This is a genomic window from Dyadobacter koreensis, from assembly GCF_900108855.1.
Taxonomy (GTDB): domain Bacteria; phylum Bacteroidota; class Bacteroidia; order Cytophagales; family Spirosomataceae; genus Dyadobacter; species Dyadobacter koreensis.
Genome location: NZ_FNXY01000002.1, coordinates 746000 through 770378 on the forward strand (window position 1 = coordinate 746000; position 24379 = coordinate 770378).

At 40.8% G+C, this 24379-nt stretch carries 23 protein-coding genes, 1 tRNA gene and 1 pseudogene; 14 read left to right on the forward strand and 11 right to left on the reverse strand.

Annotated features, from left to right (window positions below; translation table 11 throughout):
* Positions 1 to 25: 25 nt before the first annotated feature.
* The gene (locus BMY70_RS07640) at positions 26 to 985 is read right to left on the reverse strand and encodes a phytanoyl-CoA dioxygenase family protein (protein WP_090334166.1); all 960 of its coding nucleotides are present in this window, start codon (positions 983 to 985) and stop codon (positions 26 to 28) included.
* Positions 986 to 1204: 219 nt separating this feature from the next.
* Between BMY70_RS07640 and BMY70_RS07645 the strand changes: the two genes are divergently transcribed.
* The 4 genes from BMY70_RS07645 to BMY70_RS07665 all read left to right on the forward strand — a co-directional run bounded on the left by BMY70_RS07645 (position 1205) and on the right by BMY70_RS07665 (position 3016).
* Positions 1205 to 1510 carry a response regulator transcription factor gene (locus BMY70_RS07645; RefSeq protein ID WP_090334169.1) on the forward strand — a complete coding sequence of 102 codons (306 nt, stop codon included), beginning with the start codon at positions 1205 to 1207 and terminating at the stop codon, positions 1508 to 1510.
* Positions 1511 to 1612: 102 nt separating this feature from the next.
* Positions 1613 to 2170: a DUF2975 domain-containing protein gene (locus tag BMY70_RS07650; protein ID WP_090334172.1), complete on the forward strand. Its 558-nt coding sequence runs from the start codon at positions 1613 to 1615 to the stop codon at positions 2168 to 2170.
* A gap of 3 nt (positions 2171 to 2173) precedes the next feature.
* Positions 2174 to 2377: a helix-turn-helix domain-containing protein gene (locus BMY70_RS07655; RefSeq protein WP_090334174.1), complete on the forward strand. Its 204-nt coding sequence runs from the start codon at positions 2174 to 2176 to the stop codon at positions 2375 to 2377.
* Positions 2378 to 2641: 264 nt separating this feature from the next.
* A complete protein-coding gene (locus tag BMY70_RS07665; RefSeq protein WP_090334180.1) occupies positions 2642 to 3016 on the forward strand; it encodes a Rid family hydrolase in 375 nt (124 codons plus the stop codon).
* A 479-nt stretch (positions 3017 to 3495) separates the two neighbouring features.
* On the opposite strand, the gene BMY70_RS07670 is transcribed toward BMY70_RS07665, so the two are convergent.
* Positions 3496 to 3861 (reverse strand): winged helix-turn-helix transcriptional regulator, encoded by a 366-nt coding sequence (locus BMY70_RS07670; RefSeq protein WP_090334182.1) that lies wholly within the window; start codon positions 3859 to 3861, stop codon positions 3496 to 3498.
* Between the two features lie 399 nt (positions 3862 to 4260).
* Between BMY70_RS07670 and BMY70_RS07675 the strand changes: the two genes are divergently transcribed.
* Positions 4261 to 5388 carry a Gfo/Idh/MocA family protein gene (locus BMY70_RS07675; RefSeq protein ID WP_090334185.1) on the forward strand — a complete coding sequence of 376 codons (1128 nt, stop codon included), beginning with the start codon at positions 4261 to 4263 and terminating at the stop codon, positions 5386 to 5388.
* A gap of 252 nt (positions 5389 to 5640) precedes the next feature.
* Here the strand turns inward: BMY70_RS07675 and BMY70_RS07680 are convergent, their stop codons facing one another.
* The 3 genes from BMY70_RS07680 to BMY70_RS07690 all read right to left on the reverse strand — a co-directional run bounded on the left by BMY70_RS07680 (position 5641) and on the right by BMY70_RS07690 (position 7427).
* Positions 5641 to 5823, reverse strand: coding sequence for a hypothetical protein (locus BMY70_RS07680; RefSeq protein ID WP_090334186.1), 183 nt, complete (start codon positions 5821 to 5823; stop codon positions 5641 to 5643).
* A gap of 193 nt (positions 5824 to 6016) precedes the next feature.
* Positions 6017 to 6100, reverse strand: a tRNA-Leu gene (locus BMY70_RS07685).
* Positions 6101 to 6182: 82 nt separating this feature from the next.
* Positions 6183 to 7427, reverse strand: a complete 1245-nt coding sequence (locus tag BMY70_RS07690; RefSeq protein WP_090334188.1) for an ABC transporter permease — start codon at positions 7425 to 7427, stop codon at positions 6183 to 6185.
* 243 nt (positions 7428 to 7670) lie between these two features.
* Between BMY70_RS07690 and BMY70_RS07695 the strand changes: the two genes are divergently transcribed.
* The 9 genes and pseudogenes from BMY70_RS07695 (at position 7671) to BMY70_RS07735 (ending at position 18412) form a co-directional block, all read left to right on the forward strand.
* Positions 7671 to 8933 (forward strand): asparagine synthetase B, encoded by a 1263-nt coding sequence (locus BMY70_RS07695; protein ID WP_090334785.1) that lies wholly within the window; start codon positions 7671 to 7673, stop codon positions 8931 to 8933.
* A 170-nt stretch (positions 8934 to 9103) separates the two neighbouring features.
* Entirely contained in the window at positions 9104 to 10348 is a 1245-nt protein-coding gene (locus BMY70_RS07700) for an efflux RND transporter periplasmic adaptor subunit (protein ID WP_090334191.1), read from the forward strand.
* Between the two features lie 7 nt (positions 10349 to 10355).
* Positions 10356 to 11798, forward strand: a complete 1443-nt coding sequence (locus tag BMY70_RS07705) for a TolC family protein (RefSeq protein ID WP_090334194.1) — start codon at positions 10356 to 10358, stop codon at positions 11796 to 11798.
* Positions 11799 to 11842: 44 nt separating this feature from the next.
* A complete protein-coding gene (locus BMY70_RS07710) occupies positions 11843 to 12505 on the forward strand; it encodes an ABC transporter ATP-binding protein (RefSeq protein ID WP_090334198.1) in 663 nt (220 codons plus the stop codon).
* A gap of 213 nt (positions 12506 to 12718) precedes the next feature.
* Positions 12719 to 13966 (forward strand): ABC transporter permease, encoded by a 1248-nt coding sequence (locus BMY70_RS07715; RefSeq protein ID WP_090334200.1) that lies wholly within the window; start codon positions 12719 to 12721, stop codon positions 13964 to 13966.
* A gap of 57 nt (positions 13967 to 14023) precedes the next feature.
* Positions 14024 to 15193: an ABC transporter permease gene (locus BMY70_RS07720; protein WP_090334203.1), complete on the forward strand. Its 1170-nt coding sequence runs from the start codon at positions 14024 to 14026 to the stop codon at positions 15191 to 15193.
* A 92-nt stretch (positions 15194 to 15285) separates the two neighbouring features.
* Positions 15286 to 15687: pseudogene (locus BMY70_RS07725) on the forward strand (GxxExxY protein).
* 40 nt (positions 15688 to 15727) lie between these two features.
* Entirely contained in the window at positions 15728 to 17098 is a 1371-nt protein-coding gene (locus tag BMY70_RS07730) for a sigma-54-dependent transcriptional regulator (protein WP_090334206.1), read from the forward strand.
* Positions 17099 to 17113: 15 nt separating this feature from the next.
* Positions 17114 to 18412: a sensor histidine kinase gene (locus BMY70_RS07735; protein ID WP_090334209.1), complete on the forward strand. Its 1299-nt coding sequence runs from the start codon at positions 17114 to 17116 to the stop codon at positions 18410 to 18412.
* Here the strand turns inward: BMY70_RS07735 and BMY70_RS07740 are convergent.
* The 6 genes from BMY70_RS07740 to BMY70_RS07765 all read right to left on the reverse strand — a co-directional run bounded on the left by BMY70_RS07740 (position 18390) and on the right by BMY70_RS07765 (position 24355).
* Complete coding sequence (locus tag BMY70_RS07740; RefSeq protein ID WP_143072069.1) at positions 18390 to 19781, reverse strand: hypothetical protein; 1392 nt, start codon at positions 19779 to 19781, stop codon at positions 18390 to 18392. The two genes, BMY70_RS07735 and BMY70_RS07740, sit on opposite strands and share 23 nt — an antisense overlap.
* A 77-nt stretch (positions 19782 to 19858) precedes the next feature.
* On the reverse strand, positions 19859 to 20866 hold the full coding sequence (locus BMY70_RS07745) for a phosphotriesterase family protein (protein WP_090334215.1): 1008 nt from the start codon (positions 20864 to 20866) through the stop codon (positions 19859 to 19861).
* A gap of 73 nt (positions 20867 to 20939) precedes the next feature.
* Positions 20940 to 21524 carry a 1-acyl-sn-glycerol-3-phosphate acyltransferase gene (locus BMY70_RS07750; protein WP_090334218.1) on the reverse strand — a complete coding sequence of 195 codons (585 nt, stop codon included), beginning with the start codon at positions 21522 to 21524 and terminating at the stop codon, positions 20940 to 20942.
* Positions 21525 to 21561: 37 nt separating this feature from the next.
* On the reverse strand, positions 21562 to 22758 hold the full coding sequence (locus tag BMY70_RS07755; RefSeq protein WP_090334220.1) for a site-2 protease family protein: 1197 nt from the start codon (positions 22756 to 22758) through the stop codon (positions 21562 to 21564).
* Entirely contained in the window at positions 22748 to 23383 is a 636-nt protein-coding gene (locus BMY70_RS07760; RefSeq protein WP_090334223.1) for an HAD family hydrolase, read from the reverse strand. Before BMY70_RS07760 ends, BMY70_RS07755 begins: the two co-directional genes overlap by 11 nt.
* Before the next feature lie 18 nt (positions 23384 to 23401).
* Complete coding sequence (locus tag BMY70_RS07765) at positions 23402 to 24355, reverse strand: acetyl-CoA carboxylase carboxyltransferase subunit alpha (RefSeq protein ID WP_090334226.1); 954 nt, start codon at positions 24353 to 24355, stop codon at positions 23402 to 23404.
* Positions 24356 to 24379: the final 24 nt, after the last annotated feature.

Consider the following 24379-nt stretch of genomic DNA (forward strand, 5'->3'; position numbering starts at 1 on the left):
AGTTTTAAGTAAGTGTAAGACGGCGTTATTTGTTAATCATTTTTTGAACCCACTGACGAAAATTTGAAGGGATTACCTTCCTCATCAAGGTTCCTGGCAGATACATTTTATAGGAATAACCAACATATTTTATAGGTGTTCCCAGATAATTACTTTGTACTTCTTTACCTGTTGAAATATCAGTTACCTTCTGAATTGAAATTCTTTCCAGTGCCATATCGGTTTTCATTGGCCGATAATATGCACAGTTTTCAAAATAGAAATGATTGACCTGCGTATACCGGGTTGAGCCCGGAACCGTGATTTTTTCTCCGCCATGCAGCAAATTGGCCGACCATATCAATGCTTGCCCCTTTTTCAAATTCAGAACTTTCTTTTCCAGATGTTTTTGTGCAACCAGTTCTTCAATGAAATCCTCATATCGGTTGTAATAATTGGCGAGCATATCTTCGATCGACGAACTCGTCGAGCCTTTCATTCCCAGGATGGATAAGTCATAGAATGGCAACCGGTGGCTGGCCGGATAATAATGAAGCGGGCCGTTTCCATCATGCACATCTTCCAGCGCGATCCAGACGCCCGCCATGTAGCGCTCCGGTACAGAATTGAAATGAATGGAATCGCTGTGCGTTCTTTGCTGGCTGCCAGTTGAAAAATTTAATGTTTGGAATGGAATTGGCCTTCTCCTGTATAAAATATTTAGGATTTCAATCACACGGGGAGCAATAGCAATTTGCCTCACGGCGTCGTGTTCCTTCCAGGCATCTTGCAACCGGTTTGTATCATGCTTGGTAAATTCGGGCTTGATCTGTGACAAGGCTCTCTCGATAAGTTCATCATCGATCTGCGGATCAATGATGACATACCCGTTTTCAGCATAAAATTTTACCATTTCAGCTGTTTCCTGATCAAGATTTGCACTTTTCAGTTCCTTTTCAAAGAAGGGGGACTCCACCCAGGGAGTTTGCATTTGCATAGAAGACATAGTAGAGAAAGTTCGATGAAATGAAAATGGATTTGGTTTTCCTGATACTTTTATTCTGTAAAACTATTTATAGAATTACTAATATAGGATAGTTAAAACCCCTCATTATTCAGGGTGTTTACCCCTCATTTTCAAATAATTCCATAAATCTCATAGTTATATTCGTAGAATTTGTAACCTTGCTGTACTTTTAGTTTACAACTCTCCTCGACAAATAATATGACAATAATATCTACAAACGCTTTAACATCTTTCAATAATGAGACACCTATTCCTCAGGCTTTTCTGATGAGATTGACCAAACGGGAATGGGATGTAATTCTCCATTTATCCAAGGGGCTGACGACACCTCAAATAGCTGCTGAAATTTGTATTGAACCCAAAAGTGTAGAAAATTACCGTGGACGCATTGCCGATAAACTTGAACTAAAAGGCCGGAATAAACTGGTCTGGTTCTCATGGAAAAATCAGGAATTTCTGGAAAACTGGTATATGGTTTCCATGAAGCGCGGTAACATTTCCTGAAAAATGAGTCAACTGAGGGAAATTTCCTTTTTTAAGTAAATATTTATTGTTTTTCAATAAATATTTACCGATATTAGCATGGTTATTTAAAAACAGCTAATCATGGAAAATAGAATCACGACCAATCAGATTTTAAAGGTATTGCAGATACTTTCATGGATCATTTTTATAGGCTTATGTGTCGAGGCCGGTGGTACCGCCGTCAATACGATCATTACGCTTTTCATAAACGCGCATGGAGTTACAAATTTTTGGGAAGGAGCGGATTATTTGTCAAGTCTTCATGCTTTTGACCACGGCCACTTTTTTGTCATTGTGCTTATTATGAATATTGTTGCAATTTTGAAAGCAATCATGTTTTACATCAGCGTAAAACTGTTCATGAACAAAAAGTTGAATATTACCCGGCCTTTCAATTTGGAACTTGGTAATTTTATTTCAAACCTGTCATTTTTGGCACTGGGTATTGGTTTGTTCTCTTTTTATGGGTTTAAATATTCAGTCTGGCTAACGAAACAAGGTATGCAGCCAGCCGACTTGCAGGCACTGCACATCGCAGGAGCTGATGTGTGGCTTTTTATGGCAGTAATCCTTTTTGTCATTGTGCAGATTATAAAAAGAGGAATAGAAATTCAACACGAAAACGAATTAACGATATAGCTGATGCCGATAATAGTAAACCTTGATGTTATGATGGCAAAGCGGAAAATGTCGTTGAATGAACTGTCAGAAAAAGTAGGTTTAACACTTTCAAATCTGTCAGTTCTAAAAACCGGAAAAGCAAAAGCCATCCGTTTTAGTACTTTGGAAGCATTATGTAAAGCACTGGATTGTCAGCCAGCCGATATTTTGGAATATACGGAATGAATCAAATCATAAGACCGAGCTTCGATATTTGATCACTACGTCTTTGATAAAATTTGAATCCCCGATCTCAGTCTGGCTTGGGGCAGTAAAAGTTCATTTTGTCCTGATAGCTCCGGTCCTTGTGGCTGCTCATATTCAAAAACGATTTCGAAAGGGTATTTATGAAGAAAAAAATAGCAGTTATGCGGGTTGCCGGATTGTCAAATTTCTTTCAAAATCGATTAATTTTGAGGTTCAATACATGTGAAAGCTAAAAAAAAATAGATGGACAGCAATCAGGAAAAAAACGCGGCACCCGTATTACCACTTTCGAAGGCTTTGGTAGCAAATGGTTTTTTATTTATTTCCGGACAGATCGGATCAGCCGGCGGAAAGCTGGTAACCACATCGTTTGCCGATGAGGTAAAACAAGTGCTGACTAATATCGAAACAGTACTAACCGAACATAATCTCGCCTTTGATCACATTGTCAGTGTGACCATTTACCTTACCGATATGAGATTGTTTGACGAGTTAAATCTTGTATACGGTCCTTATTTCAAAAACCGCTTCCCGACACGTACCTGCATTGCCGTTGCCGGTTTGCCCAAACTCGCCCGTGTGGAAATGACAACGGTGGCTAGTTTGAAACTTGAATAATATAATTGACAGATTTATAGATTGTTGACTCGGCTGTTTTGTTTAGGTAGGAGTAGACATTGAATTAGAGAGTTCCGATCATGGCTCTCTAATTTTTCTTTTCAGGAGGATAAAGAATATTTAATAGCTACTCAAAGATACTAAAATGGTTATGCAGACTTAGAAGCATCGAGAGGTTAATTGAGCGGTAAAACAATTCGCTACTCGATGTAATTCGCCTATTATGATCTATTAAAGCCGTGATAAAGTTTACTTTAACTGATTAGCCATAAGCGCAAAAAATGCCATCTATTTTTTTTTGGTAAATTTTTAAATAAACTTATCGAGAGCAAACTAAATAATCAAGACCTAATCAAAAGGTTTAACCACGAAAATGAAAGTCTCTAAAAAAGACTGCTAACTCAAACTGCATAAAATTTAGGAGAAAAGGAGATGTGGCGTTAGGTATACTTCTCCCTGCGATACAAAGGGTTCATCGACTAATCAAGTGCTTTTGTCCTTTTTAAGATGATGCTCTTAATAAATGGCCGATTTTTCTCTCCCCATTCATTCATTTGCTGTAAGAGTGGCATGAGTGATTTGCCACGCTCGGTAAGGCGATACTCGACCTTAGGCGGTAGCTGATGATAAACTTTCTTTTCAATCATTTCGAATTCTTCCAGTTCCTTTAATTGAAGATTTAGAACCCGTTTGGTTGATTGTGGAATTTCACGGTGTAACTGGCTTGGGCGGCTGATGCCTACCGATATAGCAAGTAACAAATTTGGTTTCCACTTGCCGCCCAGGATTTCTCTTGTCATCATCAGGCCGCATTCGAGTGGCAGGGGTATTTTCTTTTCGTACATTTTCTTTTTTGTATTTAGTACAAAAATAAGCACAGATTCAGAACAGGCATATAAGGGATAATATTATCCCCAGAAGAATATTTTCCCTCTTATTGCCTGCCAGATTTACTGATGTCAACTTTGTAAGCAAAAAGAACAATGCAAAAATTACAAGATTGATCCTTACTTCGGAAATATTCATTAGATAAACTGTTGTTGGCAAAAAGGGGTGTCATGTCGGCTCTGAACACGGGCCGGGCAACCAATCCAGGTATTGTGCCGTCATTGTAAGCATGAGTATTATTTCTTAGGAAATCAGGTCGGTACAACCGAAGTTAAAATATTGATCGATAGTTTGGTACAATCAGACATTCGGATCGATAAACAGAACTCTGAGGGCTCTCGTTAAAACAAAGGAATATGAATCATAAAAAAATAAGAGTTGGAATTGTTGGCCTGCAGGCAGGGAGGAGCTGGGCTGCGGTTTCGCATTTGCCCGCCCTTGGTCAATTAACTGACCAATATGAAATAACAGGTGTCGTAAATTCTAGCCTCGAGAGTTCGCGTGCAGCTGCCGAAGCTTGCGGAATTCCGTTGGCTTTCGGTAGCATTGAAGAAATGGCTTCATCGGATGAAGTGGATTTGATTGTTGTGACAGTCCGGGTGCCACTGCACTACGATGCTGTCAGGATAATACTTTCGCATGGAAAGCATGTTTATTGCGAGTGGCCACTTGGGCGCACCCTGGCAGAAGCAGAAGAATTAGCGAATATGGCACGTGAAAGGTCACTGGTTGCTGTTGCAGGCACGCAAGCCCGCGTTTCTGTGGCGTTAAGCAAAGTGGCTGATCTGATTAACAACGATCTTATCGGTTCTATCTTGTCGAGCAGCATACGGGGGTGGGCAACTCCCTGGGGAGATACGATCAGCGATACAAAAAATGAGGAATACCTACGAAAAAAGCAGAATGGAGCTGATCTGCTGACAATTCCGTTTGCTCACACACTGGCAGCAGTCTGCGATATATTAGGAGATATTAAGCATTTGTCCGCAGTAATTCACACACGGTATCCAAAAGTTAAAGCGCTTGACACCAGCAAGTTTATAGATGCTGACGCTCCTGATTTTATCTCGGTAATTGCAAGCCTAGGTAATGATGCCCCGCTTTCAATTAATTTTCAGGGCGGTCATCCGGTATATGGTGATGCTTTTATTTGGGAAATAGAAGGATCCAAAGGGAAAATTATTCTTAGAGCGGAGACCGGACATACTCAGATCGCTGATTTTACAATCAGCCATTATACTCCGTCAAGCAAGCATCCAGAGTCGATTAATGTAACTAACGCAGATGATCCCTTTGGTCCTCATACAAACGTCAGAGAAATGTACAACAGAATCGCTGACGATATTCAACTTGGAACTAGTTCAGCGCCTTCATTTGACGATGCTGTTATCCTGCACAAAATGATTGATGAGGCCCGTTTTTCTTCCACTCAAAGGCGATGGATAGTTCCATCGGCGCATAGCAGAAATCTGCCTGACGTATAATTTTAAGTAGTATGATTGGCTACAAATAGTTTTTCTTTTTTTTGGTCGCTTCTGTCAATGCATATGAAGCAGCGACCTTAACTACGATACTTCGGACAGCCGTTTTGTACTAAATATGGTCGTTCGGTTTATCAATGTTCTGAGTCAAAGCCTTACTATCCTGCCTTTCCGGGATGAAAATAAGGGTTATCCCGAATTAATGACACTTTGTTGGAGCAATCAAATTTTATTGACATTTCCCTGTTAATAGAATCAATAGGGAAATGTCAGAAAAAAAGTTTGTTTACCGGGAAAGTTGGTTAGAAATTCTATCAAGAAATTAGCATCTTCTGAGTTATCATCACTTTTTGAATTGAGCGTTTTCCAGTCGTCAGTAATAGTCGTCTGTTCCGGATTGTTATTATCTGCATCCGGTATGCAAAGATTTTTTGACATTTAAGTTCGGTAATCTTATTTAAACTGATGTCGAACCAGGCAATAAGACTCTTGCAATGTTACTCCAATTGATTTAGTGCAAAAAAGAACTACTTTTTTATGTTTCCCCAAGTTTTCGGACTGATTCAAAAAAGTGAGCTTTTATAGAATCATTAAAGCAAAAAGCTCCTTGGCGTGAGCTAAGGAGCTTTTGTACCCGGAGCCGGAGTCGAACCGGCACGAGTGTAACCTCATTGGTGTTTGAGACCAACGCGTCTACCAATTCCGCCATCCGGGCATTGTGTTGTGTTGGGAGTGCAAAAGTAGCGAGAAAATTAGCTTATCCAAATTTTACTGATGAAATATTTTAATAATTTTTTTCATTCGTAGCGAAGCGCTTCGATAGGGTCTAAGCGTGAGGCTTTTATGGCTGGATAAATTCCGGAAAGTACACCAACAATTACGCAGACCGCAATTCCCAACGCCATCCAAAGCCATGGAATTACAAAAGAACTGCCCGCACTGATCGAATTCGAGATTACATTTCCGATGATAATTCCCAGAAACAAACCCGCAATTCCACCGATTATACAGACTACGATGGCTTCAATCAGGAACTGAAAACGGATTACACTTGGCGTTGCTCCCAACGATTTTCGGATACCGATTTCCCTCGTACGTTCGGTTACGGATACGAGCATAATATTCATCAGGGCGATAGAAGCACCAAGCAATGTAATGATACCAATTCCAAAACCACCGATTCTCAGATATCCCGAAATATTCTCAAAATCTTTTGCCATCGCATCAGCTCGTTCAACCACAAAAGAGTCTTCATTGCCTAATTTATCACCACGAATTCGGCGCATCAGTCCTCTGGCTTCTTCCAAGATCAGTTCGCCGTCAGAAATGCTCGGGGCCGACGCGGTGATATTATACGTCAGCGCGCGATTCGCTGCAAGTCCGCGCCCACTGGCCAAAGGGATGATAATGATGCGGTCGGAATCTGTGCCTCCGCCTAGCGAGCCTTTTTTTTGAAGGACGCCGATGATTTTATATTTTGAGCCCATGAACGTAATTTCTTTGTTGACCGGATCAAGCTGGTCAAAAAGATTTCTCGCAATTTCCTGTCCCAGTACGGCTACATTCAGGGAATTTTCAAGGTCATTTTTATTCAGATTTCTTCCAAAATCCATCTTGTATCCGTTAATCGCAAGATATTGTTCATCCGCGCCGATGACTGAGCTGTTTGGATTTGTTTTTTTCGAGCGATAGTTGGCCTGAACGGCACCGCCGATGTTGGCCGACAAGGATACGGTCGCCTGGAATTCATTCCGAAAACGATCCGCAAATTCGCTTGCTTCGTGATAGTCAATAACCGGGTAACGCTTTTCTCTTCGGCCTCCCGAACGAAAATTATTTTGCTCACGATTTTGTACAGTAAAAGTGTTTGCACCCAGATCAGCAAAACTGCTGTTTACAGAATTTTGGATACCTTCAATCGCGGTCAGAATACCGACAAGCGAAGTGATCCCGATCGCGATAATCAGTGCAGTGAGTACGGTACGCAGTAAATTAGACTGAATGGAACGCAGGCCTTCGTCTACATTTTCTTTAATATTCATTGTATAATGATGCTTTACGTGCCATATTTAATAAAATTACATTTATTAAGGCAAAAAATGCGCTTTGATAAGTGTATCTTTCGTTATAGTCGGAGGAAAAACTTTTCATTTAGTAACCTGAAAATTAGTATCTCCTGAATTTTGTATGGTTACAGAAAGTCTTTAAACCTTGGTTTCAGGATAAAGAAGTTCTGTTTTTATCAATTTGTAAAGCTGCACATGATGCGTGAAAGAATCAAACCAATGGTACGGCTCTTTGCTCCGTTTATCATTTTTTTAGCGATTTCTGCCCAAAGTCTAGGCAACAGGCTGTTGATTCCAATGGATGAATCGCAGAAAAATCATTTAAAAGCATATGGCATAGCCTATTGGATACTGAAAAGCTACGAAATGGAGATGGACTGGCTTTTGAATTATCGCGGGGGAAGTTTTATGGTGGCTTACAACCAGCAGTTTGCTTCTGAAATGACGGTTCGAGGTGTAAGTTTTGAAGTAATTTCGGACGGACAAGCCGGACAAATATTGAATCAGATCAGCGCGGAGGATGTTAATATGGACGCCGTAAAATTACAGAAAGCACCTCGGGTTGCCGTGTATTCCCCAAAATCAAAATTGCCTTGGGACGATGCCGTGACGCTGGTACTGACCTATGCAGAAATTCCTTACGATGTTGTTTACGATGACGAAGTTTTAGGCGGAAAACTGCCGGAATATGATTGGTTGCATTTACACCACGAAGATTTTACCGGTCAATTTGGTAAGTTTTTTCAATATAAAGATTATCCCTGGTATCGCGAACAGAAACGGGAAGCAGAGGGAGTTGCCGAGAAATTTCAATATGCTAATGTGCCGGCGATGAAACTGGCTGTAGCAAAAAAAATATCCGAATTCGTTTCGGGTGGTGGATATATGTTTGCGATGTGTAATGCCACAGATACTTTCGATATCGCACTGGCGGCTGAGGGAGTGGATATTGTGGAAGCGATGTACGATGGAACTCCGGCCGATCCGACTGCAAATTCCAAGCTTAATTATGGCAACACATTTGCTTTTCAGAACTTCAAAACGATTCCTTATCCTTATGAAATTGAGTTTTCTGATATCGACAATCAGCCGGATGAACGCGGACTTACTGAACCTAATGATTTTTTCTCATTGTTTCAGTTTTCGGCAAAATGGGATCCGGTTCCAAGTATGCTGACTCAAAACCATCAGACTATCATCAAAGGCTTTTTAGGACAAACAACTGCTTTTAAAAACCGTTTTGTGAAACCGGAAGTCGTCATTCTGGCCGAAAATAAATCCGCTGGCGAAGCAAGATATATTCATAGTACACACGGAAAAGGCTTTTTCACTTTCTATGGCGGACATGATCCTGAAGATTATCAGCATCGGGTGGGAGAGGAACCAACGGACCTTAATCTGCATCCGAATTCAGCCGGATATCGCCTTATTTTAAACAATATCCTTTTTCCTGCTGCGAAAAAGAAAAAAATGAAAACCTGAGAATCTGTTTGTTCGTAAACACACAAGCCGTGCGATTTCGCACGGCTTTTTCTTTGTATAAATTATTCAAGTTTCTGATTATCAAATATTTAATTTTTGGCATAATGTTGTGAATAAAAGACATAGTTAGCCGTGAAAATGGAATAGACTATATCTAAAATTTACAAAAAATGGATCGGGAAGTTGAACCGGAATATGTTAAAAAACAACAAAAACGCAGGTGGATTATCGGAGCTTCCGTTGTGGTCATATTATTTCTCGGTGTTTACTTTCTGAGAAAATCTTTACAGGGAACCATGGAAGCCTCTCGTGTCAGAACAGCCGTTGTGGAAATTGGAGATGTGGAAAATACGCTTACTGCCTCGGGTGAAATCATTCCTGCCTACGAACAGATCATTACCAGTCCGATTCGTGCCAGTATCCGCCGGATCCTGATCACGCCAGGAACACCTGTGGAGCCTGGGCAGGCGATTGTCGATCTGGATAAATCTTTGACGGAAATTGAATCTGAGCGGTATAAGGATCAGCTTGAATTAAAACGGAACAGTATTGAACAACTGCGGATGAAGCTGAATAAAAATCTTTTCGACGCAGAGATCAATGATAAAATCAAGTCGCTGAATATCAACAAACTTCGTGCCGATTTTGAGGATGCAAGACGTTTGCAAAAAATCGGTGGTGGAACCGGAGAAGATATAACCCGTGCCGAAAATGCCCTGAAAATTGCCGAGCTTGAAAAAAAACAACTGGAAAATGACCTCTCCTACAACCGCGAGTCGATGGGAGCAAGTTTAAAAGAAACTGAACTTGGCGCGCAGATTGAAGGAAATAATTTAAAAGAGTTACAGCATAAGCTGAAAATGGCAGATATCGTCGCGGACCGTAAAGGTGTGTTGACCTGGGTAAATGAAAATATCGGCTCGGCAGTAAGTGAGGGCGAAATGCTGGCGAAAGTGGCCGATCTGGGAAGCTTCCGGATCGATGGATCGTGTTCAGACGTATACTCGGATCAGGTGAAAACAGGTTTGCCAGTGATCGTTAAAATGAATGAAACTAGTTTTCGCGGTATGATAACGCAGGTAAGACCTTCTATCAAAAACGGCATCATTGAATTTGTTGTGCAGCTGGATAATTCGAAAAATGAATCACTTCGGCCCAATATGAAAGTGGAGGTTTTTATCGTGACGGATCGAAGCCTTAAAACCTTACGTGTCACAAACGGTCCGACTTTTAATGGAAAAAGAAAACAATTTGTCTATGTCCTGAAAAATGGGATCGCTTATCGGCGTGAAGTCGAAGTAGGTTTATCAAACTTCGATTATGTGGAAATAAAAAGCGGGCTAAAAAAAGGTGAGTATGTTGTACTGACCGACATGAGCCAATATGAAAATATGGAAGAAATCTCAATTCAATAGCAGCGATATGAGATATTTATATTTCTTCTTTTTTGTATTGGCAAGCTTTGTAGCCAAAGCACAAACGCAGCGATTGTCATTGTCCGAAGTTGTTAATCAGGCACGGCAGCAATCCGTTGCCTCGAAACAGGCCGTCACGTTGAAAAAAACAAATTTCTGGCAATACCGGTCTTTTCTGGCCGATTTTAAACCGCAACTGAGTTTGAATGGAACGGTTCCCGGCTTCACAAATTCATACATTCAGGTTGTCCAGCCAGATGGGACGGTTTCGTTCCAGTCGGTTTCCTATAATAATTCGGTTTTAAATTTAGCCTTGGAACAAAAAATAGCTCCGACGGGCGGGACAATTTATGTGCAGCAGCAAATGCAGCGTTTCGACGATTTTGCCGGCGATGCAACGCGTTATAATGGTATTCCTTTTGAATTCGGTATCACGCAGCCTCTTTTTCGATTTAACAAAATGAAGTGGGATCGAAAAATCGAACCGCTTAAATTTCAGGAAGGAAATCAGAAATATATCGGCGATATGGAGCAGGTTGCGCTGGATGCAACGGGTCTTTATTTTGACCTGCTGGTTGCCCAGGTGAATTTACAGATCGCTGAGAAAAACCGAAGTAACAACGATACACTTTACAAAATTGCCGGGCACAAACTGGAATTGGGGAAGATTTCGCAAAACGATTTATTACAGCTTCAAATGGGTTTGCTGACTGCACAAAAAGATCTGGCTTCGGCGCAGCAATCGGCGGCGGTATCGACATTGAAGTTAAAAATGTTTTTGAGCTCGCGGGATGAAAGGGAATTTGAACTGGAAATTCCCAAAGCGCTGGACGAATTCCAGGTCGATCCGCAAAAAGCACTTGACGAAGCGTTCGCTAACCGTTCGGATGCAACCACATTTCGGAGAAAACTGCTTGAAGCAGAACGTGATGTTGTTTCGGCGAAGAAGGAAAATGGCCTGAACGCGTCATTAAATGCGACTTTCGGTTTGTCTAATCAGGGACCGAGGCCGAAAGATATTTACGTCAAACCGCAGGATCGTGAGTTTGTGGAGTTACAGTTTACTTTACCGATTATGACCTGGGGAAGAAATAAGGCAAGAACAGAAGTAGCCAGAGCAAATCAGGAATTTGCGCAGCAATCGGTCGAGCAGGATAAACTTACCTTTGAGCAGGAAATTTTTACGCAGGTAACACTTTTACAGATGCTCCAAAAGCAGGTAAAACTAACGAATCTCGCAGATCAAATTGCAGCCAACCGGTATCAGATTGCACAGGACCGTTTTATATTGAGTAATCTGAGCGTTACGGATCTGGGTATCGCCATGCAGGAAAAGGACAGAGCAAAACGGGACTATATTCTAGCTCTGCGTGATTACTGGCAGACCTACTATACCTTGCGCCTGCTGACCTTATACGATTTCGAAAAAGACCATAAGATTAACTATTAGCCATAAATATCATATTATTAACTTTTTATCTCATTAGCAAAGCCATGATAAAACTTCAAAATGTTGAGAAGATTTACCGCACCAGTTCAATAGAAACTCTCGCGCTGAACAACATCAATCTAAATGTAAAAAAAGGAGAATTTGTATCGATCATGGGGCCCTCAGGGTGCGGAAAAAGTACGCTGCTCAATATCATCGGTTTGCTTGATGCCCCCTCCAAGGGGATCATCGAACTTGACGGGCAAAAGGTTGAGACTTACCACGACAAAGCCATTGCACCGTTAAGGAATAAAATGCTGGGTTTCATATTTCAAAGCTTTCATTTGATCAATGACCTTTCGGTGATCGATAATGTTGAAATCCCTCTTTTATACCGCTCTACAACCGCGAGACAAAGACGGGAACTTGCTGAGGAAGCGCTTGAAAAAGTAGGTCTGTCCAACCGGATGAAACATTTTCCCAAGCAATTGTCGGGTGGACAAAAGCAGCGCGTTGCCATTGCCAGAGCGATCGTGGGAAAACCGGAAATAATTCTGGCCGATGAACCAACCGGAAATCTTGATAGCGCGATGGGTAACGAGATCATCAATATTTTACAGTCTCTGAATGAAAATGGCGCAACGATTGTCATGGTAACCCACGACGACGCAATGGCGAAAAGAACACATCGGCTTATCAGATTATTCGACGGAACGCAGGTGCTTTAATTTTGAATGATAGTGAGTGACACAATGGGTTGATAGATGAGACATTTTACCTAAATCAACGACTCAATAATTCTGATATCAAAACTCGATGATGTCTATAATCCGAGATCTCGACACATTCTATCACTCACTTTATCATTCAAATTAATAACGCCTAAAAATCGGCATCCCGCCACATTCTATCATTCACTCTGTCATTAAAATTCGCCAGTCATGCTCGCTAACTATATTAAAATCGCCTGGAAGGTTTTGCTTCGGCATCCTTTCTATACCTTCATCACGCTGTTTGGTATCAGTCTGACACTTACCGTATTGATGCTCTTGACATCGTTTCTGGATCATTTAATTGGAGCGCATTATCCCGAGACAAAAAGAAACAGGACACTTTACATTGAAAGAATTGTTATGCAGGATTCTGCCCGGCAATCGATGATGTCCAATTCTATGAGTTTTAAATTCCTGACGGATTATGCCAAAACCGTTAAAGCGGCTGAGAGGGTCACAATTTTTTCATACTTCAACGGATCAAACGCATACGTAGGCTCTCGGAAAATCAAGCTGAACATCACTTTTTCTGACGCAGATTTCTGGCGGGTTTCCGATTTTAAATTTATCGAAGGGAAGCCTTACAACGAACAAAATATTGCAAATGGCGACTATGTGGCAGTGATCACGGACGACTTTAAAAAGCACTATTTTGCAAATTCAGATGAGCCGGTCATTGGTAAAAATGTAGAAATTGAAAGTATTAATTATAAAGTTATAGGGGTTGTAAAAGGTAGTCCAATAACGCGACCGTTTACCCATGCGGATGTTTATTTTCCCTATACTGCGCCTAAAAGTAATTACCAGAATAGTGGTATGGTAGGTAACTTTATAGCAATGGTTTTGGCAAAAGATCCCTCAGAACTGAAAGCAGTTCAAAGCGAATTTCAGAGTAATATCGCAAAAATTCCATTGCCGGGTAATCAGGGAGGTTTTAAATATAATATACTCGAAGTAAGAAGTGATCCTTATCTGATAAACTTTTTAACTGCGATTTTGCATGGAGGACCCGGTTTAAGAAATATCTTTTACGGAGTCATAGGGTTTGTTATGCTGATGGTAATGGGGCTTCCTGCCATAAATCTTGTTAATCTGAATGTGGGGCGCATACTCGAAAGGTCATCAGAAATTGGTGTAAGAAAGGCTTTCGGAGCTCCTGTGAAGACGCTTATGTGGCAATTCATCGTGGAGAATATTTTTATCACATTTATCGGCGGAGGGATTGCCCTAATACTGACCTATATTTTAATTCAGATTATCAATACGAGTGGCTGGATTGCTTACGCTGACCTGACAATTAACTTTAAGGTTTTTTTAGTCAGCATCGTAGTATGCCTTGTTTTTGGATTACTATCCGGGGTTTTACCTGCCTTACGCATGTCAAAACTCAGCATCATAGATGCTCTTAAATCATAACAGGATTAGGTGGATTCACTTACTCTATCATTCACTCATACGATCAATATTTTTCCCATGATACGACATCTTTTTAAATTGATATGGAATAAAAAGCAGACTCACGCACTGCTGATTATTGAAATATGGGCATCATTTCTTGTTCTTTTTGGCCTTGCCACATTAATCTTTTATAACGTCAGGAATTACATTCAGCCTCTGGGGTTTGAGTATGAGAACGTATGGGCTATGAGCTTGAATAATAATCAGGATACAATTGCTATTCAGGAAAAGGTTGAGACAATTTTTGCGCATGTCAAAGGTTTTCCGGAAGTGCAGTCGGTTTCCAGGATGAGCGATAGTTATCCTTTTTCCCAAAGCAATAATAGCCGGACTGTTAAATATAACAATGTTGCTACACAGATAGGTGTCGTCGTGGCAGATGAAAATCTGAGCAAAACGATCGATATTCCTTTGATAAAAGGGAAATGGTATAGGAATGCGGACAGCATTGGGAAATACATTCCTGTTGTGATTAACCGGAAAGCAGAAGCTTTACTTTTTGAAAACCAAAGTGCGGTTGGCAAAATACTGTCAGATTACGACGGAAAGGCGACCTGGATTGTTTCCGGCGTAATCGATCATTATAAAGACAAAGCTGAATTCATGGAAAACAAACCGTTTTTGTTTGAATTATTAAAGTCAAAAGATATCTGGAATAAAACGCTTGTTATTCATGTCAAGCCAGGTACCGATGCGATTTTCGAAGCGAAACTCGTGAAAGGTATCTCGTCAATTGCCAAAGGGTGGAGTACGGACATAGTTTATTTGACGGATGCCAGACAAAAGCAGCATGATATGACACTCATTCCTGTTCTGATATTCCTAATTGTATGCAGCTTTTTATTGATCAATGTCGCTCTCGGTTTATTTGGTATTCTAAATTTGAGTATCGCCAGGAGACGAGGAGAAATTGGTTTGAGACGGGCCATGGGTGCAACTGAAAAGATGGTAACCGCACAATTTCTGGGAGAAATTTGGGTTTTATCCACTTTCAGCGTGATTCTGGGGTTAATACTCGCCGTGCAGTTTCCTTTATTAAATGTATTTGATGTCGCAGCCGGGATCTATGGCATAGCAATTGTGACCGCCACGCTGATCATTTTCGTTATCGTCACGCTTTGCGCCTGGTATCCCAGCAGTCAGGCGTCGAGAATTCATCCGGCGATTGCTTTGCACGAAGATTAAGGTTTTAAAGGGTTCACGCGAAGCAAAGAAGGAAGGGCAAAGGAAGCTGAGAATGTTTTGCGTACTTTGCCAAAAATAAACACAGGCTAATTATGACTCAGAACGAATTGTCTTTTAAGATTATAGGTATTGCTTTGGAGCTACATAGGAATGTTGGTCCGGGGTTATTAGAATCATCTTATGAAAATGCCTTAGTATATGATTTAATACAGGCTGGGATGGAAGTAAAATAACAAGTGCCCGTGCCATTTCTTTACAAAGAAATAAAAATGGAAGTTGGCTATAGGTTGGATATAATTGTAGAAAACAAAATAATTATCGAAGTTAAATCAATTGAAAATGTTGCACCAGTTCTCTATGCTCAGCTGCTTACATATCTGAAATTATCTTATATGAAATTAGGGCTATTAATTAACTTCAATACTAAATTACTTCGGGAAGGAATCCACAGAGTTGTCAACAATCTTTATTTCAACTTTGCGCCCTCTGCCTAACTTAAAACCTTTGCGTGAAAAACCCGAAACTCACCCACTTATGATCCTCATAGTAGACGACGACTTGGCCATTAGAACTTCACTAGCTCTTCTTCTGAAAAAAGAAGGGTTTAGTGTCAGAGGCGCTGCTTCTCCTGAGGATACCATTGAAATTTTGCAGAGAGAAACCCCTGAATTAATTCTTCTGGATCTTAATTTTTCAATTGAGACTTCCGGCGACGAAGGGATGGATCTTCTTCAGAGAATCAAAAAAATAAATGCCGCAATCCCGGTCATTCTCATCACCGGATGGGGAACGATCGATCTTGCAGTGAAGGGAATGAAGGAAGGTGCGCGCGATTTTATCACAAAACCATGGCAAAATGATTATCTGTTACAATCGGTTAAAACCATACTGAACCTTTCGAAGCAAATTCCCCAGTCTGCAAATCGAAGAAAACTGGAACAAACATATCACTTTGAAAACATAGTCGGGGACGATCCGAAGCTTTTGGAAATTTTGGAAACGATTGGCCGGATTTCTGCGACAGATGCTCCGGTATTGGTTACAGGAGAAAGCGGAACGGGAAAGGAGCTGATCGCAGAGGCCATTCACACAAACAGCAAACGAAAATCGAAGCCATTTGTAAAAGTCAACCTTGGCGGAATTTCTTCCACTCTTTTCGAAAGTGAATTATTCGGTCACGTCAAAGGAGCTTTCACTGACGCAAAAGCTGATCGGATTGGACGTTTTGAAATGGCTCATCAGGGAACAATTTTTCTGGACGAAATAGGGGAACTTGACTTTTCCAATCAGGTGAAATTGCTGCGCGTATTGCAGGAGCGCACTTTTGAACCGCTCGGAAGTAGCAAGAGCATAAAAGTCGACGTAAGAATAATTTGTGCGACTAACCGGAATCTGGAAGAAATGGTTGCCGACGGAAGTTTCCGGGAAGATCTTTTTTACCGTATCAATTTAATTACCGTTAAACTTCCTGCCCTGCGTGAGCGCGCGGGTGATATTCCTGTTTTAGCCGAATTTTTTGTAAATAATCTTAAAATAATTTATCAGCGTCCAGAGCTCAAATTGAGCCATCAAGCGTTGAAATGGCTAAAAACACTAACCTTGCAGGGCAATATCCGCCAGTTAAAAAATATCGTTGAAAGAACTGTGCTGTTATCGGTAGACGACATGTTAGACGTTGAAGATTTTAAGAAAAATATAAATGAAAATTCCCTTTCTTCTGCCAAAAGTGTACTGCCGGAAGTGGGAACGCTGACTTTGGAAGAAATGGAATATCAAATGATCATCAGGGCAATGGAATTTCATCAGCACAAGATATCAAAAGTGGCAAGGTCGCTTGGGATTACCAGGTTTGCCTTATACCGCCGGTTAGAGAAGTTTGGTATTTCTTACGAGTCTGAAAGCTAATTATTTCGATCCTTCATGAAGATTTCACTACGGTACAGATACATTATTTTTATTGGGATACTTCATGTGGCGCTGATTTTTTTGGCCTTCAAATGGTTAAGCGAGAATAAATTTTATTTCATCGCTTTTGAAATTCTGATCATCATTTCCATTATTTTCTCAATTCAGATTTTGCGCGCCTTTTCCAGGCCAGTTGAATTTGTACGTTCAGGTATAGAGGCCATCAAAGACAAAGATTTTACGATTAAGTTCGTCCCTACCGGGAAGAGTGAAGTTGACGTATTAATCGAGGTTTATAATCTGATGATTGATCAGCTTCGCGAAGAGCGTACTAGGTTAAACGAGCAGCATTTCTTTCTTGAAAAATTAATAGAAGCCTCTCCCATAGCGATTCTGATCTTCGATTTTGATGAACGGATATCACAGATCAATGGAAAAGCCCGGCAGCAATTTACCAATGAGACTGGATTTTTTATCGGGAAGAAGCTAAATGAACTGAATGTTTCACTTCTTAACCAGCTCGCAGACCTGGAAGACGGTGAATCCAAAACTGTGAAAGTTAATGGGGTGGAAACGTACAAAGTTCAAAGGTCTCATTTCATGGATCAAGGCTTTCGAAGGTCATTTTTAATGATTGAGGAACTGACTAAGGATATTCTGGAATCCGAGAAAAAAGCCTATGGTAAAGTAATCCGTATGATGGCACATGAGGTGAACAACACGCTGGGAGCAACCGATTCTATTCTGCAGACGACACGGAATTATCTTTCCGAAGACTCATTTCTGGATTTACGCGAAGCACTCGGAGTTGCCTCAGAAAGAAATCAAAAGCTTGCTTTATTCATGAGGAACTTTGCAGATGTTGTACGTTTGCCAGGACCAAGAAAGGAACAGATTGACATCGCTGCACTATTGAAAAATACAGGAATTTTCATGCGTTCTTTCGCGGAACAGAAGCAGATAAATCTTCAAGTCAACATTAAAGAGCAAGAAAATCTGTTAGTTTATGCTGACCCTGGACAATTGGAACAGGTTTTTGTCAATGTTATAAAAAACGCGGTTGATGTGTGTGGTGAAGGAAAAAGCATTATTATCGAAATAATCGATTCTCAGATATTAATAAAAAACAATGGGTTGCCAATTTCGGAGGAAGTAGGAAATCAGCTTTTTAATCCATTTTTTAGTTCTAAAAAAGACGGGCAGGGAATCGGCCTGACACTTACAAAAGAAATTCTTTTAAATCATGGATTTTCCTTTTCACTCCGTTCTGATACAGAAGGATGGACAGCTTTCACGATCGGGAAGATGTTATAATCTTTTCGGAAGAACGTAAATAACTTCGGCAGAGCCACACAATTCCTATTAAAGAAATGTAAAAAATAATGAAAAATGGAAGTTCCGTTTTGAATTGAGGGAAATCTCTACTACCTCCATGACCCCAGAAGGTAGCATTGATATAATAAATTCTTGCTGTGCTTATTAGAAAAAGAATCGTAATCATGATCATTCCCGGCTTTCTATATTTTTCTGACCGCAAGACGCTTTGAAGGGAATAAGCGAAAGGAAAGAAAAAGAAGGGCTGAATAGTGAAAATATGTCTGACAAGCGCAGTCTTATGAAAAGCGCCTATCAGTATTGAGATAGTGATCAGCGCAATGAAAAGTAACGCTTTGTAAGGAGCTTTTTTCACAAATAGAAAAAACCCGATCATGGAAATCCATAGAATCGGGGAAGTAATCAAAAGCCCGGAGATATCATTATTTTTTCCTTCGTACCATTTGTAGTAAAGGTCAAGATTGGCAAAATCGATTAGCAGTTTTCCCAAGCCCGCTACGAAATCTCCACCGAGAGATTCTGAAAAGCTCTTTTCTTCGGGAAAATTGGGGTTGTAAGTATTGCTTTTTAAAATAAATTCGTCAAAGGTCAGATAGTTGTAAAACAAAAGGCAGCCAATAAAAAATCCGGCAATTGTTATCGATTTTATGAAAACGGGAAGCCACTTTTTATAATTGAGAAAATCTCGTCGGCCCATTGTAACCAGGAAATAGAGATAGACGGGGCCGAGAAAGAGAATATTTTGAAGCTCTATCAATGTGGAAAATCCAACAAGCGCGGTTGCCATGTAAACAAGATTCTGATTTTTCTGTACATCATTTACTGAAAAAGTAATGTATATCGCAGTAAGTACGAAAAGTAGAGACGGCATGTGAGAAAAAAGATGTGTTGCTTCCAGCCAGTGTAAAGTTGCCAGACCATAAATTATGGTTGATAGCAAAGAAATAAAAAAATCGAAACCGGATTGCCTGAATAAGAGAAATAATACGACCAGACCCAGCAAAGCGCATAAATTGGGAAGTAAAGTAACCGCCACCAGGTCGGTTTCAAATTTTTGTCCCAGATGACTTAGTCCGATTAATTTTAGCAAATTGGAATAGGCAAGAAACGGCATCATCAGAAGCGCGTTTCCCGGTAACCGATCCGAGTATAGCTTACCATTTTTTACAGCATAATCACAACATTTCACATAGTTAAAAAAGGGCTTTATCTCTGTGCTTTGGTTGTAATAAATGGATTTGGCTAATGCAAAGTGACTTCCGTCATTGGAACCATTGATTCCGGCTGAACTGACAAAAAATAATAGCGCAAAAGCTGATATTGTCGATAGCAGAAGTTTTCTCTGCATGCTTGTAAAAGTAGAAAATTTTATCATCAAGTCGTAGAGTGGCAATCTTAATAATTTGATAATCAGGGTTAAATGGTCTATAATTTACGCTTTTTAATTGTAAAAACTTCCGCCGGGTTTATAATAATTAATTGCTTAATATCTTCTTCTGTAAAAGCTTTTGTTTTAAGTAAAGGAATAAAATGATCCGTTATTGTGGTAAATCCTCTGAATTCCCCGCCATTTTCCTCACCCGGTTTATACCAACCTGCGTCATGTGAGATAAGAGCTCTGTTCAACAGATTATGAGATTTCAGCAATTGAAGAATTGAAGCATTTTGTGCCAGATTATCTTTGGAAATACCGTCGAGGCTAATCCATACCCCCATTTTCGCGGCTTTAAGAAAATCGTTTTCATTCGTACTGCGCGCGTGAACCCAAACAAAGGCGCTGGGGTGAACACCAAGTTCGTCGAGTATTGCAATTTCTTCGAAGGCTGGCAATGACGGGCCTGTATGCGAGCAAATTGTCAAACCGGTTTCCAAATGCGTAAGTCCCGCCGCCACGACCAGTTTTTGATGTAACGTTGAAAGAGAGCCCGGATTAACACTTATCTTGATAAATCCTGGTTTAACTTCGGTATTGTCTATTCCCTGGTAAAATTCATTAATCCATCGTTCTGCCAGCTGTTCAGCGGTTTCTGTAAAAGCCTGTTTAGGTAAATATTTGTTATCCGACGCTCCGTAATAGCCGGTATTCGTGAGGATATTTAATCCGCTTAACCTGGAAAGTTTTTGCAAAAGCAAGACGTCGCGACCGAGATATGCGGGCGTACATTCTACAATACTTTGGATACCTTTTGCCTTGATTTCTTTTAAAAAAGGTAACACTCTACGGATCACTTTTTCATGTTCCCAGCGGTCTGGATTAATTTTATCAGCGCCAATAAAGTCGACTAGGACGTGCTCATGGATGAGTGTCTTACCAAGCCTGGCGGGATTTACTGCCCCAAGAACTGTATTGATTTGTCTGGTTTGACTTGAAATTTCTTTCAGCACAAAAGGAGCAGTCAGGCAGCGTTGCAGAAATTTTCTTCGGGAAAGCATAAGCGTCCGGGTTGATTTGACGCAATATACTTTATGTTTGGAATTCGGCAAGGAGGTCCCAATTAGATGATTGTCAGCCCCTTTGCTGTTGAGGGATTATGCCTGTCGCTTCGAAGTTTTTCAGCCAGGTTTTATGTTTGCCCTGAATTGTTGTATAAAAATGATAGACAACTTTTAAATCAGTGTCAAAGTTACCTGTCAAATACACAGGTTCGCTTATAACCAATGCCTTTCTCGGATAATCGAAACCTATTAAAATGAGCGGAACATTTGCTTTAATAGCAATATGATAAAACCCGGTTTTTAGCCGTTCTACATCCTTTCTGGTTCCTTCCGGAGTTATTGCGATATGAAGAGAATCATTTTGATCATACATTTTAACAACCGCATCTACAAGATTTTGTGACTGATTACGGTAAACCGGATAACAGCCAAGCGCCCGAAACAGCCAGCCCGTATACCATTTGAAAAGCTGGCTTTTTGCCAAGAAACCTATATTGATTTTTAATTCCCCGCGTGCTCCTAAACAGACCATGAAATCCCAGTTAGAATTATGCGGTGCGCCAACCCAGACTGCCTTTTGTATTTCATGTGGTGGCCTTCCGATTACCTTCCAGCCGGCAATACGAAAAATGAATGCCGCAAAAGCGTTTAGCATGTAGTGAACATAATTTTGTCAATGATCCGACAACAGGTCAGAGAACAATAAACGGTTTGGGGCTGAAAGAAATTATGAAAATGATCAAAGCGAAGATTCCCAGAATTATCCGTGCTGTTCCGATTGGCTGATTATCGGCGGTATCAGGGTGACGAATACCGAGAAAGCGTCCTAAAATAAAGATAAATGGCAGGAATCCTGAATAACCATCCCAATCCGGACGTAGATACGTGGCGCCAAACTGCGCGACAACGATCATCAAACTCAGCATGATTGCGTTTGACGGGTTTTCACTGATCTTTCTAAGACAGATATACAGGAAATAAATATAGATAAAAAGCGAAAGCAAATGTTCATAAAAAACGGAGTCACTGTTGATAGCAAAGTCTTCCGCTCTGAACATTCCTAGACCTGCATAGAAAACGAAGACAACAAATAATGCGGGAGCAACAATATCAAATCTTTTTTTGCCGATCATACCGTAAAGAATATGGCCACCATCTAATTGTCCGATCGGAATAAGATTTAAAGAAGTGAAAAACAGCGCGAGATATCCGGCGAAAATGTAAGGATAATGGATAATTTCATAAGTATGAGGCAAACGGCTGGGGTCTGCAACAAAATTTTTGAAAAACCAAAATAGAATATTATCGCCCAAAGCTAAGTTTCCCGCAGCGTTTTCATATACAAATTGCGGATAACTCAATCCGTATCGCGCGTATTCCGGATGAATGGTGAAAATGTATTCGGCTGGCGGAAGGTTTGTGAAACCATACCAGAGCACAACCAATGCTGCCACAAATCCCGCTAACGGACCCGCAATACCAATGTCAAAGAATTTTAAACGTGATTTAACGATGGATGTAATTCTGATAAAGGCACCCATAGTTCCAATGCTTTGGGATATGCCGAACCATAGCGGAATATAATAGGGAAGTGTAACTTTAACCTGATGTGCTTTTGCGGTAAAATAATGCCCGAATTCGTGAATGGTAAGAATTGCGAGGAACGGTATGGAAAATTGAAATCCGGCAAAGAAATGCTTCCATCCCATGGGTGTTCCAGTCAGAGGAATTTCTTTTCCGGAAATTTTTTCAGCGATAAAATGAATGCCTGAGCTAACAAAAGCGAAAATATTGCCATACATCCATTCTGCACCAGCCATGGTGGTGGTGATTACGGTTGCAATAAAAAGTATGGCCTGAATCAGGTGTGTGCGGGTACTAGGCGACATAATCTTTCAGATAGTCCAGAATGGTGACAGGCTTTTGGACGAGAATAGTGTCGATGCCCAGTTTTGCAGCGGCTGCGATATTGTCTGCATTATCATCAAGGAATAATGTTTCTTCCGCAACGAGGCCAGATTCTTTCAAAACCTGCAAATAAATGGCGGGATCCGGTTTCATTAGCCCCATCTCGTAAGAAAGATAAACTTTTTCGAACAGGTCATCCAGTTTTTCAACGCCAGAAGCGGCATGCAGAATCTTGTTAACTTGTTTGATATGGATCGAACTTGTATTGCTTAGTAAAAACAGCCTGTAATTTTTACCCAGTTCTTTAATCAGTTCAATGCGCGCAGGCGGAATGTCCAGTAACAAACTATTCCAGGCCGTATCAATAATTTCTTCTGACCAATCGGGGAATTCAAGCAACTCTCTGATCATATTTCTAAACGCGTCCTCGTCCACAAGTCCTGTCTCGAACAGGCGGAAAAGTTCTTTTTCTTTAAAGAGCGTCAGGATTTCATGCTGCTCGCGTCCGCTTAATTTCCCAAAAGAACTTGAAGCGAGCGGGACATCAATGTTCAGAATGACATCACCCAGATCAAAAATTATGTTTTTTATACGGCTATTCTTCATGACGGCATTTAGACTTGATTATTCAACAACAACCCCCATCGCACAGAATTTATCAATTCGTTGATCAATTCTCTTTTGCGGCGACATAGAAGATATTTCTTTGAAATTACTCAGAATGGTTTTTTTCAATTCAGCGGCCATCCACGCGTGATCAAGATGAGCGCCTCCAAGTGGTTCCGGAACAATACCGTCGATCAGCTTATTGTTTTTCATATCTCTGGCCGTGATTTTCATCGCTTCCGCTGCCTGTTCTTTAAAATCCCAGCTGCGCCACAGGATCGTCGAACAGTTTTCGGGAGAAATTACAGAATACCACGTATTTTCCAGCATGAGTACGCGGTCGCCGATGGCAATACCAATCGCTCCGCCAGACGCACCTTCTCCGATAATGATACAAATAACAGGCACTTTCAAAAGGAACATTTCTTTGATGTTACGTGCGATTGCTTCACCCTGCCCGCGTTCTTCCGCCTCCATACCTGGAAATGCACCGGGAGTATCAACCAAAGTAACGATAGGAACGTTAAATTTTTCAGCTAGTTTCATCAAACGCAATGCTTTGCGGTAACCTTCCGGATTTGGCATACCAAAGTTCCGGTGCTGACGCTGCTTTGTATTACGCCCTTTTTGCTGGCCAATGATCATGAAAGTTTGCCCGTTAATATTAGCAAGCCCGCCAATCATTGCAGGATCATCACGAACCTGACGATCACCATGAAGTTCGATAAATTCATCGCAGATTAACTGGATATAATCCAGCGTATAAGGACGGTCCGGGTGACGTGAAAGCTGGACGCGCTGCCAGCTTGTCAACTTTCCGAAAATATCCTTACGGAGCTCAGTAATATTATTTTCCAACAAGGAAATAGCGCTGGAAACATCAACATTATTTTGTTGTGCTAACGCTTTCATCTCTTCGAGCTTACGTTCTAGCTCGGCCATTGGTTTTTCAAAATCAAGGTATGTTCTCATGTTATATTTCTTCTTTGTGGCCGG